Annotated in this window: 22 protein-coding genes and 1 other annotated feature; all 22 genes read left to right on the top strand. The window is 44.3% G+C overall.

What is annotated here, in order from left to right:
- Window positions 1-9 precede the first annotated feature (9 nt).
- The 22 genes from spoVE (at window position 10) to K1I43_RS00985 (ending at window position 19,513) form a co-directional block, all read left to right on the top strand.
- Window positions 10-1,110, top strand: coding sequence for a stage V sporulation protein E (spoVE, locus tag K1I43_RS01090; protein WP_009373528.1), 1,101 nt, complete (start codon window positions 10-12; stop codon window positions 1,108-1,110).
- Between the two features lie 56 nt (window positions 1,111-1,166).
- Window positions 1,167-2,258, top strand: a complete 1,092-nt coding sequence (gene murG, locus K1I43_RS01085) for an undecaprenyldiphospho-muramoylpentapeptide beta-N-acetylglucosaminyltransferase (protein WP_019418346.1) — start codon at window positions 1,167-1,169, stop codon at window positions 2,256-2,258.
- Window positions 2,259-2,298: 40 nt separating this feature from the next.
- On the top strand, window positions 2,299-3,207 hold the full coding sequence (murB, locus tag K1I43_RS01080; RefSeq protein WP_009373530.1) for a UDP-N-acetylmuramate dehydrogenase: 909 nt from the start codon (window positions 2,299-2,301) through the stop codon (window positions 3,205-3,207).
- A gap of 131 nt (window positions 3,208-3,338) precedes the next feature.
- Complete coding sequence (locus tag K1I43_RS01075; RefSeq protein ID WP_009373532.1) at window positions 3,339-4,118, top strand: cell division protein FtsQ/DivIB; 780 nt, start codon at window positions 3,339-3,341, stop codon at window positions 4,116-4,118.
- Window positions 4,102-4,794, top strand: a complete 693-nt coding sequence (locus K1I43_RS01070; protein ID WP_033383606.1) for a DUF881 domain-containing protein — start codon at window positions 4,102-4,104, stop codon at window positions 4,792-4,794. The genes K1I43_RS01075 and K1I43_RS01070 overlap by 17 nt, the downstream gene beginning before the upstream one ends.
- 11 nt (window positions 4,795-4,805) lie before the next feature.
- A complete protein-coding gene (locus K1I43_RS01065) occupies window positions 4,806-5,522 on the top strand; it encodes a DUF881 domain-containing protein (protein WP_019418348.1) in 717 nt (238 codons plus the stop codon).
- 5 nt (window positions 5,523-5,527) lie between these two features.
- Window positions 5,528-5,887: a small basic family protein gene (locus K1I43_RS01060; RefSeq protein WP_019418349.1), complete on the top strand. Its 360-nt coding sequence runs from the start codon at window positions 5,528-5,530 to the stop codon at window positions 5,885-5,887.
- A gap of 80 nt (window positions 5,888-5,967) precedes the next feature.
- Window positions 5,968-7,248, top strand: a complete 1,281-nt coding sequence (gene ftsA / locus K1I43_RS01055) for a cell division protein FtsA (protein WP_019418350.1) — start codon at window positions 5,968-5,970, stop codon at window positions 7,246-7,248.
- 28 nt (window positions 7,249-7,276) lie between these two features.
- Window positions 7,277-8,395, top strand: a complete 1,119-nt coding sequence (gene ftsZ / locus K1I43_RS01050) for a cell division protein FtsZ (protein ID WP_009373543.1) — start codon at window positions 7,277-7,279, stop codon at window positions 8,393-8,395.
- A gap of 153 nt (window positions 8,396-8,548) precedes the next feature.
- Window positions 8,549-9,442, top strand: coding sequence for a sigma-E processing peptidase SpoIIGA (gene spoIIGA, locus K1I43_RS01045; RefSeq protein WP_019418351.1), 894 nt, complete (start codon window positions 8,549-8,551; stop codon window positions 9,440-9,442).
- A gap of 48 nt (window positions 9,443-9,490) precedes the next feature.
- Window positions 9,491-10,210: an RNA polymerase sporulation sigma factor SigE gene (gene sigE / locus K1I43_RS01040; protein WP_009373545.1), complete on the top strand. Its 720-nt coding sequence runs from the start codon at window positions 9,491-9,493 to the stop codon at window positions 10,208-10,210.
- Between the two features lie 65 nt (window positions 10,211-10,275).
- On the top strand, window positions 10,276-11,055 hold the full coding sequence (gene sigG, locus K1I43_RS01035; RefSeq protein WP_009373546.1) for an RNA polymerase sporulation sigma factor SigG: 780 nt from the start codon (window positions 10,276-10,278) through the stop codon (window positions 11,053-11,055).
- A gap of 103 nt (window positions 11,056-11,158) precedes the next feature.
- Window positions 11,159-11,401 (top strand): YlmC/YmxH family sporulation protein, encoded by a 243-nt coding sequence (locus tag K1I43_RS01030; protein ID WP_009373547.1) that lies wholly within the window; start codon window positions 11,159-11,161, stop codon window positions 11,399-11,401.
- A gap of 69 nt (window positions 11,402-11,470) precedes the next feature.
- Window positions 11,471-12,274, top strand: a complete 804-nt coding sequence (pgeF, locus tag K1I43_RS01025; protein WP_009373548.1) for a peptidoglycan editing factor PgeF — start codon at window positions 11,471-11,473, stop codon at window positions 12,272-12,274.
- Between the two features lie 4 nt (window positions 12,275-12,278).
- Window positions 12,279-12,962, top strand: a complete 684-nt coding sequence (locus K1I43_RS01020) for a YggS family pyridoxal phosphate-dependent enzyme (RefSeq protein ID WP_026011804.1) — start codon at window positions 12,279-12,281, stop codon at window positions 12,960-12,962.
- Window position 12,963: 1 nt separating this feature from the next.
- Complete coding sequence (locus K1I43_RS01015) at window positions 12,964-13,386, top strand: cell division protein SepF (protein WP_009373550.1); 423 nt, start codon at window positions 12,964-12,966, stop codon at window positions 13,384-13,386.
- A gap of 2 nt (window positions 13,387-13,388) precedes the next feature.
- Window positions 13,389-13,661 carry a YggT family protein gene (locus K1I43_RS01010; RefSeq protein WP_026011805.1) on the top strand — a complete coding sequence of 91 codons (273 nt, stop codon included), beginning with the start codon at window positions 13,389-13,391 and terminating at the stop codon, window positions 13,659-13,661.
- Window positions 13,661-14,434: a YlmH family RNA-binding protein gene (locus K1I43_RS01005; protein WP_019418355.1), complete on the top strand. Its 774-nt coding sequence runs from the start codon at window positions 13,661-13,663 to the stop codon at window positions 14,432-14,434. The genes K1I43_RS01010 and K1I43_RS01005 overlap by 1 nt, the downstream gene beginning before the upstream one ends.
- Window positions 14,435-14,497: 63 nt before the next feature.
- On the top strand, window positions 14,498-15,001 hold the full coding sequence (locus tag K1I43_RS01000) for a DivIVA domain-containing protein (RefSeq protein ID WP_026011806.1): 504 nt from the start codon (window positions 14,498-14,500) through the stop codon (window positions 14,999-15,001).
- 44 nt (window positions 15,002-15,045) lie between these two features.
- Window positions 15,046-15,261 (top strand) — a binding site (T-box leader).
- A 49-nt stretch (window positions 15,262-15,310) separates the two neighbouring features.
- The gene (ileS, locus tag K1I43_RS00995) at window positions 15,311-18,064 is read left to right on the top strand and encodes an isoleucine--tRNA ligase (protein WP_019418357.1); all 2,754 of its coding nucleotides are present in this window, start codon (window positions 15,311-15,313) and stop codon (window positions 18,062-18,064) included.
- A 74-nt stretch (window positions 18,065-18,138) separates the two neighbouring features.
- Window positions 18,139-18,627: a signal peptidase II gene (gene lspA / locus K1I43_RS00990; protein WP_026011807.1), complete on the top strand. Its 489-nt coding sequence runs from the start codon at window positions 18,139-18,141 to the stop codon at window positions 18,625-18,627.
- Complete coding sequence (locus K1I43_RS00985; protein WP_019418359.1) at window positions 18,602-19,513, top strand: RluA family pseudouridine synthase; 912 nt, start codon at window positions 18,602-18,604, stop codon at window positions 19,511-19,513. Before lspA ends, K1I43_RS00985 begins: the two co-directional genes overlap by 26 nt.
- Window positions 19,514-19,658 lie beyond the last annotated feature (145 nt).

Here is a 19,658-nt window from a genome sequence, read left to right as displayed (position 1 = left end):
TGTTCCGCATTGCATGGAAAAAAGTCTGCACCTGATTTTTTGTTAATGATCATCACATTTTCGTTGTTGGCGATCGGGCTCATTATGGTGTATAGCGCAAGCGCCATTTGGGCGGACTACAAGTTTCACGATTCGTTTTTCTTTGCTAAGCGCCAGCTGTTGTTTGCAGGGGTTGGCATTGTAGCGATGTTTTTTTTCATGAACATCGACTATTGGACGTGGCGCACGTGGGCGAAAGTGTTGCTTATCGTTTGTTTCATTCTTCTCGTCCTCGTCTTAATTCCAGGCATCGGCATGGTGCGCAACGGTTCGCGAAGTTGGATCGGCGTCGGCGCGTTTTCCATTCAGCCATCTGAATTTATGAAAATGGCGATGATCGCGTTTTTAGCGAAATATTTATCTGAAAATCAAAAAAAAATCGCGTCGTTTAAACAAGGGTTACTCCCATCATTGACGCTCGTCTTTCTCGCTTTTGGCATGATTATGTTGCAGCCCGATTTAGGAACGGGAACGGTCATGGTCGGCACGTGTGTCGTCATGATTTTTGTCGCTGGCGCGCGCATGAGTCATTTTCTCGTTCTCGGTTTGCTTGGATTGGCAGGGTTTGCTGGTCTCGTGTTATCTGCTCCGTATCGCATCAAGCGCATTACGTCGTTTTTAAACCCGTGGGAAGATCCGTTAGGAAGTGGCTTCCAAATCATTCAATCGCTTTATGCGATCGGGCCGGGCGGGCTATTTGGACTCGGGCTAGGGCAAAGCCGACAAAAGTTTTTTTACTTACCTGAGCCCCAAACGGACTTTATTTTTGCTATTTTGGCGGAAGAACTCGGATTTATCGGCGGTTCGCTCGTTTTGCTTTTGTTCAGTTTATTGCTTTGGCGCGGCATTCGTATCGCTTTAGGGGCACCGGACTTGTACGGCAGTTTTTTAGCTGTCGGCATTATTGCAATGGTTGCGATTCAAGTGATGATTAATATCGGAGTGGTGACCGGATTAATGCCGGTGACAGGCATTACGTTGCCGTTTTTAAGCTATGGCGGATCGTCTTTGACGCTTATGCTTATGGCGATTGGCGTCTTGTTAAACATTAGTCGTTACGCGCGATATTAAAGGCTGACTTCCATGAAGTCAGCTTCTTCTGTTACTTTCGATGAGGGGGAAAAACAATGAAAATTGTAGTTAGTGGTGGCGGAACAGGCGGACATATTTATCCTGCTCTTTCATTCATTCATGAAGTAAAAAAACAACATCCAAACGTTGATGTATTATATATCGGAACGGAAAAAGGATTAGAAAGTACGATCGTTCCAAGAGAAAACATTCCGTTTTATGCGATTGACATTAGCGGATTCAAGCGTAGCTTATCTTTTGAAAACGTCAAAACAATTGCTCGCTTTATCAAAAGTGTACGCACGTGTCAAACACTGTTAAAACAATATAAGCCAGATGTTGTGCTCGGAACGGGGGGATACGTGTGCGGACCTGTCGTGTATGCGGCAGCTAAACTAGGTATCCCAACAATCATTCATGAACAAAATAGCATTCCGGGACTGACGAACAAATTTTTAAGCCGTTATGTTCATAAAGTTGCCATTTGCTTTGAAGAAACAAAACAATATTTTCCGCATGAAAAAGTCGTGTTAACAGGAAACCCACGCGCTTCAGAAGTCGTAGGAAAAGATGGGCGAGAGGCGAAACGATCGCTCGGATTAGATGAGAAAAAAAAGACGGTGCTTATTGTTGGAGGCAGCCGTGGGGCGCGCCCAATAAACGAAGCATTTTTACAAGTGCTACAACAAGTCGAACAAAAACCGTACCAATTTTTATATGTTACAGGTGACGTTCATTATGATAAAGTAATAAAAGCAGTGAACGATGTCGGCAATCCTTCAAACGTCATCATTCGTCCGTTTATTCATAATATGCCAGAAGTATTGGCCGGAGTCGATGTCATCGTCGCGCGCGCGGGCGCAACGACGCTAGCAGAAATTACGGCGCTCGGCATCCCGAGCATTTTAATTCCAAGCCCATATGTGACAAATAATCATCAAGAAAAAAATGCACGAGCGCTTGAAAAGAAAGGGGCAGCGATCGTCCGTTTAGAAAGTGAATTGACAGGTGTGCACTTACTGGAAGATATCGATCGCATTTTGCTAGACGAACAAACGTTGGCAAAGATGAAAGAAGCAGCATTTCAATTAGGTATTCGCGATGCGGCAGAACGTTTATATCGCGTCATGGTGGAGATGATTTCATAAGTTGCATACGATATAGGAAAGAGGTAGAGGAGGTAGAACATTGGAAAAACTACGTGAAGAGCTACTTGAAGCAAACGTTGGAACGGTGAAAGAGAACGAACGAATGGCAAATCATACGACAATGAAAATCGGCGGACCAGCTGACTTGTTTGTTGAGCCGAAAAATATAGATGGTTTAAAAAAGACGATGGAAATCGTGAAAAAATATCATGTCCGTTGGCGTGCGATCGGCCGCGGTTCAAATTTGCTCGTATTAGACGAAGGGATCGAAGGCGTCGTTATTAAACTTGGCGAAGGGTTGGACGACTTACAAATCAATGGGACAGAGGTAACCGTTGGCGGTGGCTATTCGCTTATTAAACTAGCGACGGTCATTAGTAAACAAGGATTGTCTGGACTTGAGTTTGCTGGTGGCATTCCGGGATCGGTTGGCGGGGCGGTATATATGAATGCTGGCGCTCACGGTTCCGATATGTCGCGCATCGTCAAAAAAGCACAAATTTTATTTGAAGACGGGACGATCGAATGGTTAACGAATGAAGAAATGGAATTTTCGTATCGCACATCTGTGTTACAAACAAAGCGTAAAGGCATTTGCGTGGCAGCAACACTCGAAATGAAAAAAGGAAACCGCGACGAAATTGTCGCAGCGATGCAAAAAAATAAAGATTATCGCCGCGAAACACAACCGTGGAACTATCCGTGCGCCGGCAGTATTTTCCGCAATCCGCTCCCTCAATACGCCGGACAGTTAATTGAGAAAGCAGGATTAAAAGGCTATACGATCGGTGGAGCGAAAATTTCGGAACAACATGCGAATTTTATTGTGAATGCAGGCGGAGCGACAGCAAAAGATGTGCTCGCGCTCATCGATTACGTGAAAAAAACCATTTACGATTTATACGGTGTTTCGTTGCAAACAGAAGTTGAAATTGTTGGGCGGAAGTAATCCATTTTCCCCATCCTAATTTTTTCTATATTATGCTATAATAAAGTTTGAGACAATGAACTAACGGTCGCTAACGTGCACCGTTAGTTTTCTTGTTATTTTGATTTGGTCCATCGACCGAGGTGGAGTGAATGGAAAAAGGAAAAGTTGTTGTTCTTGAAGAACGTGTACCAAAGTTAAAAGAGCAGCGAAGACAGCGCGCAAACCGCTTGCTCATTGTATATATCTCTATCTTTTTTATGCTTTTGTTAGCCGTCATTTATGCCCAGTCTCCGCTTAGCAACGTTGCCGTCATTCACGTCGAAGGGAATCGGCATATCGCTTCTCAAGATGTCATTCAATTAAGCGGTGTGACGAAAAAAACAAGCTTTTGGAAAGTAAAAAAAGACGACGTCGAACAGCGGATTCAACAACATCCAGAAGTGAAAGAAGTAAGCGTGAAAAAACGCATTCCGAATCGCATTGACATCGTGATCGTCGAACGAAAGCGCATCGCTTACATTTTAGACAAGCATTCGTTTCTGCCGATTTTAGAGAATGGAAAAGTGTTAACGGATGCGAAGCGAGCGATTCCGAGCGATGCCCCCATCTTAATTGGATGGAAAGAAGGAGAGGCTATTCAAGATATGGCTACCCAATTGGCACATACGCCAAGTTCGATTTTAAACCTCATTTCAGAAATTCATTACACCCCGAGCCCGTCTGATCGAAGACATATTACCGTCTATATGAATGATGGCATAGAAGTCAGTGCGACGATTGATCGTTTTGCGGAAAAAATCGTCCATTATCCTTCGATCGTCAGCCAGTTGCAACCGGGGATGAAAGGTGTTCTTCATTTAGAGATGAGCACATATTTCAAGCCATACGAAACGGATGAAGGGGATGAAAAAGATGAAAATGAACGGTAGCCACGTCGTTTTATCGTTCGTTTGTTTAGTTTTAGGCTTTATGCTCGTCCTCTCCTACCAAATGACAAAAAAAGAAGCGGTCAATCGCCAATTAGAGCGCCAATGGAATAAAGAGTACGAATATCGCCAGCAGTTAATCGAGCAACAAGAACAAAACCGTAAACTGCAAGCAGAACTATTTGACAAACAACAACGCGTGCGCGAAATTGAAAAAGAGCTAGCAAACGAAGAACAAGTGTATTTTAACCTCGTCGAAGATGCGGAACGGTTGCGCATGTATCTCGGAAAAGTAAAGGTAAAAGGAAAAGGAGTAGAAGTGACGTTATCCGACGCTTCGTACATCCCTTCTGAAGCGAATGCGACAAACTATATTGTTCATGAGCAACACGTATTTCAGGTTGTAAACGAACTATGGATTGCTGGGGCATCGGCGGTGGCAATTAACGGTCAGCGACTATCGAATCGTTCGTACATCGTTTGTAACGGTCCGGTCATTGAAATTGATGGGACACAGCATCCAGCTCCGTTTGTCATTCAAGCGATCGGCGATCCGAACGTGCTCATTCCAGCGTTAACGATTGCCGGTGGCGTCAAAGACCAATTGACGAGCGATCATATTGTTGTAGATATTGTCGAAAAGTCAGAAGTGACGATGGAACCGATTATGCAAAAATAAAAGGAGGAGCGATGTTGGCGCGAAAAACGATATGGCATTTTACGTTTGTTTCGCTTATTATCGGCTTTATGTTAGCTGTCCAATTTCAAACGAGCCAAGAGCCTGATGTGCGCGATACGCGTGACATATGGGAAATACGACGAGATTTACAAAAAGAACAAGAGTTACATAAGCAACTGTTAAATGAAATTCGAAAATATGAAGAGACGTTAGAAAAATACGAACAGCAACGTTCAGAAAATAAAGGGGCTATTCTTCGCCAAACGGTAGAGGAGTTGAAAAAAGAAGCGGGACTGACAGAAGTTGTCGGCGAAGGGGTCGTGCTTTATATTGAGCAAATGTATGATGAATCATATGTTGGTCCCGTTAGCGATACGATATCCGCAGATTTACTCCGTCGGCTCATGAACCAGTTAAATATGTACGGGGCTCAACATATATCGATTGCCGATCAACGCATCGTTAACACAACGGTCATTCGCGACATTAATGGTGTGACGAAAGTTGATTCGTATCCGCTTCGTTCCTTTCCAATTGAAATAAAAGTGATTGCCCCCGATGCTGAAAAAATGTACAACCGACTAAAAGCATCAACCATTGCTGATGATTTTGCGCTTGAAAATTTGCTCCTTACCGTTTCAGAGCCACAACAACGGGTCGTCATCTCTCCATACGATGGTGCGGTGCGTGTGAAACAAATGGAAGCGGTCGAAGACGCTAGGAGGTGAAAAGAATGTGGCTTCCATTGCTCGGTTTACTGCTAGGCATACTGCTCGGATTTTTGACGGATTGGCGCATTCCGAGCGAATATTCGAGCTATTTGTCGATTGCTGTGCTGGCGGCGTTTGATACGCTCATTGGCGGCATTCGTGCCCATTTACAAAATATTTACGATGAGCACGTATTTGTATCTGGATTTTTTTTTAATATTATTTTAGCAACAAGTTTAGCTTTTCTCGGTGTGCATCTTGGTGTAGACTTGTATTTAGCAGCTGTATTTGCGTTCGGTGTGCGCCTGTTTCAAAACATCGCTGTCATCCGCCGAATTTTGCTGACGAAATGGTTAGAAAACCGCCAAAAAAATCGTTTATAAAAAAGGGAATGCTGTTCGAATGTGGAATATAGTGTTGATATACATAGCAACGTTCATTTTGTAAAGGAGGTGCCACCAGAATGAACAGCAACGATTTTTATGTTAGTCTTGACATCGGTACATCTAGTGTAAAAGTGATCATTGGCGAAATGATCAATGATCAGCTAAACATTATCGGTGTCGGCAATGTGAAATCGCAAGGGCTGAAAAAAGGCTCTATTATTGATATAGATGAAACAGTACAATCAATTAAACGAGCGGTTGAACAAGCAGAACGGATGGTCGGCGTAACGATCAAAGGCGCGATTGTCGGAGTGAATGGCAATCATATTCAACTTCAGCCGTGTAACGGGATTGTTGCTGTATCAAGCGAAAATAAAGAAATTACAAATGAAGATGTGACGCGCGTCATTGAAGCGGCACAAGTCGTTTCCATTCCCCCGGAGCGCGAAATTATCGATGTCATTCCGAAACAATTTATCGTCGATGGGCTTGACGGAATTAACGATCCGCGCGGCATGCTAGGCGTCCGTTTAGAAATGGAAGGCACGATGATTACCGCATCAAAAACCGCTTTACATAACGTGCTTCGTTGCGTAGAACGGGCGGGATTACAAGTGCTTGACGTATGTCTTCAACCGCTAGCGGCAGCTTCGATTGCTCTATCGAAAGATGAGAAAAATTTAGGTGTTGCGCTTGTTGACATCGGTGGCGGTTCGACGACGGTTGCTGTCTTTGAACAAGGATTTTTACAAGCAACGACCGTGCTTCCGGTCGGTGGCGAACATATTACAAAAGACTTATCGATCGGCATGCGCACGTCGACAGAAGATGCAGAACGCATTAAACTAAAACATGGACATGCGTTTTACGATCTCGCTTCTGATGAAGAAGTATTCAGCGTTCCGATCATTGGCACCGATCAACATCAACAATTTACCCAGCTAGAAATTGCCGATATGATTGAGGCACGGGTAGAAGAAATTTTACAAATGGTACAAGCAGAAATTCGAAGACGCGGATTTCGCGACTTGCCTGGCGGATATGTACTGACTGGCGGCACAGCAAATATGCCTGGCGTATTAGAACTGGCGGAAGCGATATTTAACCATACCGTTCGCGTGGCGATGCCAGATTATATTGGCGTGCGCGATCCGCAATATACAAACGGTGTCGGTTTAATTCAATTCGCTTATAAAAATGCGAAGTTGCAAGGAAGAGACGTTCCTGTTCTTTCTTCCGGAGCGGCAAACGATTTCCAAGCGGAAAAAAAGGTGCATAAAGCACCAGCGAAACCGAAACAAAAAGAAGAACATTTAGGACATAAAGTAAAGAAATTTTTCGGGTACTTTTTTGAATGACAATTTGAATGGCTAGGAGGATTATGTCATGTTGGAGTTTGACACGACTGTTGATCAGTTAGCGACAATTAAAGTAATCGGTGTCGGCGGCGGCGGAAACAACGCTGTCAACCGCATGATTGAACATGGGGTACAAGGTGTTGAATTTATCGCGGTCAATACAGATGCCCAAGCATTAAACTTATCAAAAGCGCCAATTAAGCTACAAATTGGAGCGAAATTGACGCGCGGATTAGGTGCGGGGGCAAATCCAGAAGTAGGAAAAAAAGCGGCAGAAGAAAGCAAAGAACAAATTGAAGAAGCGCTCAAAGGTGCTGATATGGTATTCGTCACAGCCGGCATGGGCGGAGGAACAGGAACAGGGGCGGCTCCAGTCATCGCTCAAATTGCGCGCGATTTAGGTGCGCTTACTGTTGGCGTCGTGACGCGGCCGTTTACGTTTGAAGGAAGAAAGCGTGCGATGCAAGCGGCAAGCGGTATAGCAGCGATGAAAGAAGCGGTCGATACGCTCATCGTCATTCCGAACGATCGTTTATTAGAAATTGTTGACAAAAATACGCCGATGTTAGAAGCGTTCCGTGAAGCAGACAACGTGCTTCGTCAAGGCGTACAAGGCATCTCCGACTTAATTGCTGTGCCGGGATTAATTAACTTAGACTTCGCTGATGTGAAAACGATTATGTCAAATAAAGGTTCCGCTCTTATGGGAATCGGCGTAGCGACAGGGGAAAATCGTGCGGCAGAAGCTGCGAAAAAGGCGATTTCAAGCCCGCTATTAGAAACGTCGATCGACGGTGCGCAAGGGGTGTTAATGAACATTACAGGCGGCACGAATTTAAGCTTGTACGAAGTGCAAGAAGCAGCCGACATCGTCGCATCCGCTGCGGACCAAGATGTAAATATGATTTTCGGTTCCGTCATTAACGAAAACTTAAAAGACGAAATTATCGTTACTGTCATCGCGACAGGATTTAACGAAGAAGTTAACCAAGCCAAAGCAACGCGACAAGCAGTTGTCAAACCAACTGTTGGCGTCAAGCGCGAGAAAAAAGAAGAACCAGTCGACTACCCGCCAACACGCGGTCAACAAGTAGAAGATCCGCTTGACATTCCAGCCTTTTTGCGCAACCGCAATCGTCGCCGTTAAAAAAAACGCTCACGACTCGTGGGCGTTTTTTTATGTCTGCTTTTCTTATTCATCATTTGACAAAATCTCTAAAGAAATGACGTCATCGTTTGACACACTTTTCTATTGGAAGTGCTATATACTAGTTTCAAGATGTTTCAAGATAAGGAGGGGATGCCGCTGATTTATGCCGATGTCGTATGGTTATTAAATTTTTGTTTCGATGCGATGTTGCTATGGCTTGCAGCGATCATGCTAAAGCGTCGCGTGCGCTTATGGCGCCTTATGCTTTCTGCGTTATTCGGCTCGTTGCTCGTCTTGCTCGTATTCACTCCTTTTGCTTATATGACATCTCATTTCGTAACGAAACTCGTCATCTCTTTTGTCATCGTTTGGATTTGTTTCGGTTTTCATCGCTTTCGTTTTTTTATCGAAAATGTGCTTGCTTTTTATTTTGCAACGTTTATGCTTGGCGGAGGGATGGTCGCCTTTCACTTTTTGCTGCAAAGTGAAATGACGCCTTATTCATCCGGATGGCTCACACATTCGACTTCCATTAGTTGGTTGTTTGTTATCATCATGTTTCCGATTTTATGGCTACTATCAAAAGTGCAAATGGGAACGATTCGCGAAAAAAAGTTGCGGTTTGAACATGTCATTCCTGTCCGTGTGACATGTTTTGGACAAACGGTATCGTTGCAAGGATTAGTCGATAGCGGAAATCAATTGCGTGACCCGTTAACAAATACACCGGTGATGATTGTTGAATTGCAATCGTTCGCACACATCTTCCCTCCAGCTGTTTTACAAATGATTCAAAAACGGACGTACACAGATGACATCCCGAGCGAATGGGTGAGCCGGATACGTTTCGTCCCGTATCGTGCCGTTGGCGTCGAGCAACAGCTACTAGTAGCGATCAAGCCAGACGAAGTGCAATGGTCGGACGGAAAACAATGGACATCTGTCAAAAAAGTGCTCATTGGCTTTTATCCGTCATCGCTGTCAGCAGACGGTGAGTACAACTGCATCGTTCATCCGCATATTGTGATGTCGCAAGCTTCGTAATTATTATGATTATACGGCCGATCGTGCCGAAATAGAAGGAGGTTTTTTATGAAGTTATTCAAATTACGTCTCACATATGTATGGTACAAACTATTAAAAAAATTAGGGCTTAAAGCGGACGAAATTTATTACATCGGTGGAAGTGAAGCGTTGCCGCCGCCGCTTACAAAAGAGGAAGAAGAAATGTTGCTTCAAAAACTTCCTTCTGGAGATGAAACTGCGCGCTCGCTACTTATTGAACGAAACCTTCGTCTCGTCGTTTACATTGCACGAAAGTTTGAAAATACCGGCATTAACATTGAAGATTTAATTAGCATCGGTACGATCGGATTAATTAAAGCAGTCAATACGTTTAATCCGGAGAAAAAAATTAAACTCGCTACATATGCGTCGCGCTGCATTGAAAATGAAATTTTAATGTATTTACGGCGCAACAATAAAGTGCGCTCCGAAGTGTCATTTGACGAACCGTTAAACATTGACTGGGACGGCAACGAATTGTTATTGTCGGACGTATTGGGGACAGAAGATGACGTCATTACGAAAGATTTAGAAGCGAATATTGACCGCAATTTACTATTTCGCGCACTCGATCAATTAAGCGACAGAGAAAAACAAATTATGGAACTTCGCTTCGGTTTAACCGGAGGAGAAGAAAAAACGCAAAAAGATGTCGCAGACTTACTAGGCATTTCCCAATCATACATTTCCCGTTTAGAAAAGCGAATTATTAAACGATTGCGAAAAGAGTTTAACAAAATGATGTAATGCATATTTTTCCCTTCGAAGGAGATACTGAAAGCTGACAGCATCTCCTGCAAGGAGGGAAAGACATGACAAGAAACAAAGTTGAAATTTGCGGCGTTGATACATCGAAACTTCCCGTGCTGAAAAACGAAGAAATGCGTGAATTATTTCGGCAAATGCAAGCCGGTGACATATCGGCACGCGAAAAGCTCATTAATGGGAATTTACGGCTCGTATTAAGCGTCATTCAACGATTTAACAATCGTGGTGAATATGTCGACGATTTGTTTCAAGTAGGCTGTATCGGACTTATGAAATCAATTGATAACTTTGATTTAAGCCAAAACGTGAAATTTTCCACGTATGCCGTGCCGATGATTATCGGTGAAATTCGCCGATATTTACGTGACAATAATCCGATTCGCGTGTCCCGCTCGCTGCGCGACATTGCGTATAAAGCGCTTCAAGTGCGAGAAAAAATCATGAGCGAAACAGCAAAAGAACCGACGGCAGAAGAAATTGCGAAAATATTAGACGTGCCGCATGAGGACATTGTATTTGCGTTAGATGCGATTCAAGATCCTGTTTCGCTTTTTGAACCGATTTATAACGACGGTGGCGATCCGATTTATGTGATGGATCAGCTAAGCGATGAGAAAAATCGCGATACAAATTGGATTGAAGAAATTGCGTTGAAAGAAGGGCTTCGCCGTTTAAACGAGCGCGAAAAAATGATTATTCGCAAACGATTTTTCCAAGGAAAAACGCAAATGGAAGTCGCTGAAGAAATCGGCATTTCCCAAGCGCAAGTATCCCGTTTAGAAAAAGCCGCCATTAAACAAATGAATAAAAACATTCAATGGTAAACGACGCCTCCACCAAAAACGGTGGGGGCTTTTTATGTCGTGACTACAACAACTCGCTCATGCATACATATAAGTACATAAAATGAAAAAGGAGCGGAGAAACATGGTGAAAATTTCTGAATTACAACAAAAAGATGTCGTCAATGTCGCAAACGGCAAGCGGCTCGGAAATATTGGAGACATCGATATTAACTTAACGACCGGTCAAATTGAAGCAATCATTATTATCGGTACGGGAAAAGTGCTCGGTTTATTTGGACGTGCGGATGAAATCATCATTCCGTGGCGAGATATTGTGAAAGTGGGCGCTGACGTGATTCTCGTTCGATTAGATGGCGAGGAATAATTCACGTTTTCGGCAAGCTGTGATAAAATAGGAAAAAAAGTGATAAAATTGTACAAAGGATGTCGAATCATGAATGATATATTTCGCCAAGCGAGCGAATCATTGCTTTTATTTGATCAATGGGAACATGTCGTCGTCGCCTTTACAACAAAGCGAGGGGGAGTGAGCACCGGACCGTTTGCGACGTTAAACGTCGGCATGCACGTGCAAGATGATCAAACTGTTGTGTATCACAATCGAAAAAAAGTAGCCGACGAACTGAACGTTTCGCTCGATCGTTGGGTATGTGCCGACCAAGTGCATGGCGTGCATATAGAAAAAGTGACGAACGAGCATGCGGGAAAAGGTGTGCGCACGTACGACACCGCTTTGCCGCATACAGACGGGCTGTATACGAACGAGCAAGGAATCATGTTGGCGCTTTGTTTTGCGGATTGTGTTCCGCTTTACTTTTTTGCGCCAAATAAAAAATGGATTGGGGTAGCACACGCCGGTTGGAAAGGAACCGTTCACAACATCGCAGGCGAAATGGTTAAGCGATGGAACGAAGAAGGGGTAGATGCGCGCGATATTCACGTTGTCATCGGTCCATCGATCGGCCGTTGTTGTTACGTCGTCGATGATCGCGTCATTGAATTCGTCCAAAAGGCGCTAGTCAACTCGCCTCAATCTCTTTATAATGAAACAAGTAAGGGACAATATGCGCTCGATTTAAAAGAAATGAATAAACAACTACTGCAACAAGCAGGTGTTCCGAGCGAGCATATCGCTGTTTCATCGTATTGCACGAGCTGTGAGCCGTCATTATTTTTCTCTCACCGTCGCGATGGCGGAAAAACAGGAAGAATGATGGCGCTTATTGGCTGGAGGTGATGATATGACTGTTACACAACGTTTACAAACGATTCAACAACATATTGCTGAAGTGTGTGAAAAAACAGGACGAAACGCATCAGATGTTCAAATTGTGGCAGTAACCAAATACGTAAGCATCGCACGGGCAAAAGAGGCGCTCGAAGCGGGCATCGTTCATTTAGGCGAAAGCCGGGCCGACGGTTTTTTACACAAATACGAAGCGATCGGAAAAGAAGCAACATGGCATTTCATCGGCACATTGCAATCGAGAAAAGTGAAACAAATCATTGATGACGTCGATTACATTCATTCGCTTGACCGTCTGTCGTTAGCGGAAGAAATCGACAAGCGAGCCAATCGGACGATCAAATGTTTCGTGCAAGTGAATGTTTCAGGCGAGCAATCGAAACACGGGTTAGCGCCGGAAGATGTATTGCCGTTTATTGAAACATTATCTGCTTTTTCACGTATTCAAGTTGTCGGGTTGATGACGATGGCGCCGTATACGGATGATGAAGCGACGATTCGTCGTTGTTTTCGGACGCTACGTGAGCTAAAAGAACGCGTGCAAGAAAAACAACTACCGCACGCCCCTTGTACACAATTGTCAATGGGAATGTCAAACGATTATGTGATTGCGGTAGAAGAAGGAGCAACGTTTCTTCGACTCGGTACATGTCTTGTTGGTGAAGAGGAGGTGGAGTAAAATGGGATTTGTGAAAAAAATTCGCGATTTTTTTGATTTAGATGAAGAAAAATGGGAAGAAGATGAGTATGAGCAAGAAGAAGTCGCCCAACAACCGAAAGTAGAACAAAAGCAAAACGTCGTCAGTTTGCAAAGTGTGCAAAAATCGTCCAAGCTCGTTTTATTTGAACCGCGCGCTTATGCCGAAGTACAAGAAATTGCTGACCATTTAAAAAATCGACGTGCCGTTGTTGTCAACGTTCATCGTGTCGATCGTGACCAAGCGCGGCGCATCGTTGACTTTTTAAGCGGAACGGTGTATGCGATTGGCGGAGACATTCAACAAGTTGGATCTACGATTTTTTTATGCACGCCAGATAATGTCGATGTCAGTGGATCCATTTCTATTGTTTCTGACGATGAACCGACGATAAAGAGGTGGTAAATTTGTATACAATTGCAAACTTTTTAGCAACAGTCATTGAAGTATATTCGTATGCGATTATTATTTACATTTTAATGTCTTGGTTTCCGAATGCGCGCGAAACGAAAGTGGGACAGTTTTTCGCCAACATTTGTGAGCCGTATTTAGAGCCGTTTCGCCGCTTTATTCCGCCGATTGGCATGATCGATATTTCTCCGATCGTCGCCTTGCTCGTTTTACGCTTTGCGACGGCAGGAGTTTATGGATTAGTAGATATGGTCAGTCGAGGGTTGTAATGGACATTTATCAACATTTTCGAAAGGAAGAGCATCATTTTATTGATCTCGTTTGCGAATGGAAGCGGCTCGTGACGGAACAATATGCTCCGAAACTCACAGATTTTTTAACTCCGCGTGAACAACAAATTGTCCGCTCGATTGTCGGCAATCACGATGAGGTGCACGTTGCTTTTTTTGGCGGTTCATCGTCTGTAGAGCGAAAGCGTGCACTACTATACCCGCCGTACTTGCAACCGAATGAAGATGATTTTCAATTATCGTTGTTTTCCGTTCGCTATCCGAAAAAGTTTGTGACGCTTGGGCATCGCGATGTGCTTGGTGCCTTGTTGTCGCTCGGTGTAAAGCGCGAGAAGTTTGGCGACATCGTCATCGCTGAAGATGTCATTCAGTTTGTCGTCGCCAAAGAAATTGCGCCGTTTGTAAAAATGAACGTGACTTCGATTGGAAAAGCAAAAGTGTTACTAGAAGAACAACCGCTCTCCAAACTTCTTGATGTGAAAGAAGAATGGGAGGAAGAGACGTTAACCGTTTCTTCTTTGCGGCTTGACGCCATTTTAGCGCAATGTTTCCGCATATCGCGCCAAAAAGCGCAAGCACTTATTGAACAAAGCTTAGCGAAAGTTAATTGGAAAACGGTTGACCAAGCGCATATGGAGTGCCGAGAAGGCGATTTATTGTCGCTGCGCGGGTACGGCCGTTGCCGACTACAAGCGATTGCTGGGCAAACAAAAAAAGAAAAATGGCGCATCGTTGTCGAAAAAGCAAAATAAAAGCAGGATTTTCGCGAGACATGTCGAATGAACACATACGTACATAAGATGGAGGTGGGCCACATGCCGTTAACGCCGTTAGATATTCATAATAAAGAATTTAGCCGAGGCTTTCGCGGATATGATGAAGATGAAGTAAACGAGTTTTTAGATCAAGTCATTAAAGACTATGAAATGATTTTGCGTGAAAAAAAACAGCTTGAAGAAAAGGTGCAAGAGCTGACAGAAAGGCTCAATTATTTTACAAATATTGAAGAAACGTTAAATAAATCGATTTTAATCGCGCAAGAAACAGCGGAAGAAGTGAAGCGAAACGCTCAAAAAGAAGCGAAGCTCATCATTAAAGAAGCGGAGAAAAACGCGGATCGCATCATTAGCGAAGCGCTTGCAAAAACGAGGAAAATTGCGATGGAAGTCGAAGAATTAAAGCGTCAAGCGAAAGTGTTCCGCAATCGTTTTAAAATGTTAATTGAAGCACAGCTTGATATGTTAAACAACGGTGACTGGGACCATTTATTAGATTACAAGCTCGATGATGAAGAGATACAGGAAATAGCAGAGTCTTGACGAGCGGCGTTGTTATTGCCTATAATATCGATTACAGTTATATAAGAAAAACGATGAAGGGGACAGTAGTTCTTTCAACAGCTTATTTCAGCGAGTCGAGGGCGGTGGAAGCTCGGCATAAGCGAAGGAATGAAAATCACCCCAGAGTTCCGTGCTGAACAAATAGTAGGCCACGGCGCGTCATTCCCGTTACGAATGTCGAGTGGACTATGGGAACATAGTCAATAAGGGTGGTACCGCGAGACCTTCTCGTCCCTTTTGGGCATGAGAAGGTTTTTTTATTTTCATACATAAAGGAGGTTAAACATCATGGATTACAAAGATACGTTACTGATGCCAAAAACTGATTTCCCGATGCGTGGCAATCTTCCGCAGCGCGAGCCGGAAATACAAGCGAAATGGGAAGAGATGGACATTTACCGCAAAGTGCAAGAGCGCACGAAAGATCGTCCGCTGTTTGTGCTACATGACGGACCGCCGTATGCGAACGGTGACATTCATATGGGCCATGCGCTCAATAAAATTTTAAAAGATTTCATCGTTCGTTATAAATCGATGAGCGGCTACTGTGCGCCGTACGTGCCAGGGTGGGATACGCACGGGCTGCCAATCGAAACGGCGCTTACGAAAAATAAAGGCGTCAATCGCAAAGAAATGAGCGTTGCTGAATTTCGAAAATTATGTGAGCAATATGCATATGAGCAAATTGACCGCCAGCGCGAGCAATTTAAACGACTTGGCGTGCGCGGCGACTGGGACAACCCTTACATTACATTAACGCCAGAATACGAGGCACAACAAATTAAAGTGTTTGGTGAAATGGCGAAAAAAGGGTTAATTTACAAAGGATTAAAACCGGTATATTGGTCTCCATCAAGCGAATCCGCGCTTGCTGAAGCAGAAATTGAGTATAAAGATAAACGTTCGCCGTCTATTTACGTTGCTTTTCCTGTCAAAGACGGAAAAGGGGTGCTAAATGGTGATGAACATATCGTCATTTGGACGACGACGCCATGGACGATTCCTGCGAACTTAGGCATTGCTGTTCATCCAGAGCTACAATATAGCGTCGTTGAAGCAGACGGTCGTAAATATGTTGTCGCATCCGAGTTGCTTTCATCGGTGCAAAAAGAAATTGGTTGGGAACATGTGACGGTATTAAAAACAGTCAAAGGAAGCGAGCTTGAGTACGTCGTGGCGAAACATCCGTTTTACGACCGCGATTCGCTCGTTATTTGTGGTGAACACGTCACAACGGACGCTGGAACAGGTTGCGTTCATACGGCCCCAGGACACGGGGAAGACGACTTTATTGTCGGCCAAAAATACGGCTTAGGTGTGCTTTGTCCAGTTGACGAGCGCGGCTATATGACAGAAGAAGCGCCAGGGTTTGCCGGCATGTTTTACGATGATGCGAACAAAGCGATTACGGAAAAACTACAAGAAGTCGGAGCCCTGCTAAAACTATCGTTTATTACCCACTCATATCCGCACGATTGGCGGACGAAGCAACCAACGATTTTCCGAGCGACTGCGCAATGGTTTGCATCCATCGATAAAATTCGCGAGCAACTGTTGCAAGCGGTTGAAGAAACGAAATGGGTGCCAGCATGGGGTGAAATTCGCATTCACAACATGATTCGCGATCGCGGTGACTGGTGCATTTCCCGCCAACGCGCATGGGGTGTGCCGATCCCTGTCTTTTATGCGGAAAATGGCGAGCCAATTATTACAGACGAAACGATTGAACATGTATCGAACTTATTCCGCCAATACGGTTCTAACGTTTGGTTTGAACGTGAAGCAAAAGATTTACTTCCAGAAGGGTTTACGCATCCAGGTAGCCCGAACGGACGCTTTACGAAAGAAACGGACATTATGGACGTATGGTTTGACTCCGGTTCTTCTCATCAAGCGGTATTGGAAGAACGCGCGGATTTACAACGTCCAGCCGACCTTTACTTAGAAGGTTCCGACCAATATCGCGGTTGGTTTAACTCATCGCTTTCTACAGCGGTTGCGGTGACGGGAAAAGCGCCGTATAAAGGCGTTTTAAGCCACGGATTCGTATTAGATGGCGAAGGACGGAAAATGAGCAAATCGCTCGGCAACGTCGTCGTGCCGGCAAAAGTGATGGAACAGCTCGGTGCGGACATTTTGCGCCTTTGGGTTGCTTCTGTCGATTATCAAGCAGACGTGCGCATTTCTGATAACATTTTAAAACAAGTCGCCGAAGTGTATCGAAAAATTCGCAATACGTTCCGCTTTATGCTCGGTAACTTATTCGATTTCAATCCGGCAGAACGCGTGGCGATCAATGAATTGCGCGAAGTCGATCGCTATATGCTCATTAAACTGAATCGTTTAATTGAAAAAGTAAAACAAGCGTATGAAACGTATGAGTTTGCGACCATTTACCATGAAGTGAACAACTTCTGTACCGTTGATTTAAGCGCGTTTTACTTCGACTTCTCGAAAGACGTATTGTACATTGAAGCGGCAAATAGCCATGAGCGTCGCTCCATTCAAACGGTGTTGTACGAAACGCTTGTTGCGTTAACGAAACTTGTTGCGCCAATTTTACCGCATACAGCAGATGAAGTATGGTCATACATTCCGTACGTAAAAGAAGAAAGTGTGCAACTTGTCGATATGCCAGAAGCGGTGCGTATGGATGATGAAGATCGCATCGTTAAAAAATGGGATGCATTTATGGAGTTGCGCGACGAAGTGTTAAAAGCGTTAGAAGTGGCGCGCAATGAAAAACTAATCGGTAAGTCACTCACTGCGCACGTCATTTTATATCCGACAGACGAAACGAAAGCGCTCATCGATTCGATTGAAGAAGATATGAAACAACTATTAATCGTTTCAGCATTTTCGATCGGTGGAACGTTTGCGGACGCACCAAGCGAGGCGCAAACATTTACAAAAACAGCGATCGTCGTCAAACAAGCAGAAGGAAAAACGTGTGCGCGTTGCTGGGTTGTGACACCAACGGTCGGCGAAGATGCCAACCACCCAGAGCTATGTCCACGTTGTGCGGCAATTGTCAAGCAATAACCGACATCCCCCCTCTCTTTAAGGGGGGATTGTTTATGATAAAATGAAAAAGAATTTCGCTTTGGAGGGGTATGATGTTATATTATTTGCTTGCTTTTGTCGTCATTATCATCGATCAATGGACGAAATGGCTCATCGTTCGCTATATGGAATTAGGTGAAAGCATTCGTGTCATCGAAAACGTGTTGTACATTACGTCTCATCGCAATCGCGGAGCGGCATGGGGCATGTTGCAAGGGCAATTTTGGTTATTTTATCTCATTACGATTGTCGTCGTCATTGGGATTATCGTATATATTCAGCGCTTGAAGCCGACAGAGCGGTTATTTGGGATCTCTCTAGGGCTCATGCTTGGCGGGGCGATCGGCAACTTTATTGATCGCGTGTTTCGAAAAGAAGTCGTCGATTTTGTACATACGTATATTTTCGATTACAGCTTTCCGATTTTTAACGTCGCCGATGCCGCATTAACGGTTGGTGTGACGCTTTTGTTTATCCAAACATGGATGGAAGAAAAAAAACGAAAGGGAATGAGCGATGGAGCAAATTCAACTAACGATTGAAGAACAACATGATGGGGAACGCATTGATAAAATTATCGCTGGCTTAAATGAACAATGGTCGCGTTCTCAAGTGCAACAATGGCTAAAAGAAGGACACGTGCTCGTCAACGGGAAAGCGGTAAAGCCGAACTACAAATGCCACGTCGATGATGAAGTCGTCATTTCCATTCCAAACCCTGAGCCGTTAGATGTCGAGCCTGAGTCGATTCCGCTCGACATTTATTACGAAGATGCTGATGTATTAGTCGTCAACAAGCCGCGTGGCATGGTCGTTCATCCAGCGCCAGGTCATATGCGCGGAACGCTCGTCAATGCGTTACTTGCTCATTGTCAAGATCTTTCAGGAATTAACGGCGTATTGCGTCCGGGCATCGTTCATCGCATCGATAAAGATACGTCCGGCTTATTAATGGTTGCTAAAAACGATCTCGCCCACGAATCGCTCGTCAATCAGCTTGTTAATAAAACAGTGACGCGGAAATATCATGCGATCGTTCATGGCGTCATTCCGCACGATTACGGGACGATTGATGCGCCAATCGGACGCGACCCGCGCGACCGACAAAGCATGGCGGTTGTTGAAAACGGGAAAGAAGCGGTGACGCATTTTCGCGTCCTTGAACGGTTTGAACATTATACGTACGTCGAATGTCAGCTCGAAACAGGGCGAACGCATCAAATTCGCGTTCATATGAAATATATCGGCTACCCGCTTGCCGGAGATCCGAAATACGGTCCGCGCAAAACGTTGCCGATTGACGGACAAGCGCTTCATGCGGGCGTATTAGGATTCCATCACCCGCGGACAGGCGAATATTTGCAGTTTGAAGCCCCGCTTCCTCATGAATTTGAACGATTGCTCGATATGTTACGAAATAATCGTTGACAAAACAAAAAAAGAAACGTAAAATGAGTTCAAGTGAACAAGACCTTTAAATTCAGTCCCGTGAGGCTGAGAAGGTGTCGGATTTAGGTGACGTATGCCTACATGTACCCTCTCGCCAAACGGTGAGAGGGTTTTTTGTATGGAG

It is taken from the genome of Anoxybacillus sp. ST70 (genome assembly GCF_019553625.1).
Classification (GTDB): Bacteria; Bacillota; Bacilli; order Bacillales; family Anoxybacillaceae; genus Anoxybacillus; species Anoxybacillus gonensis.
This window is presented reverse-complemented; position numbering and strand designations above follow the sequence as displayed.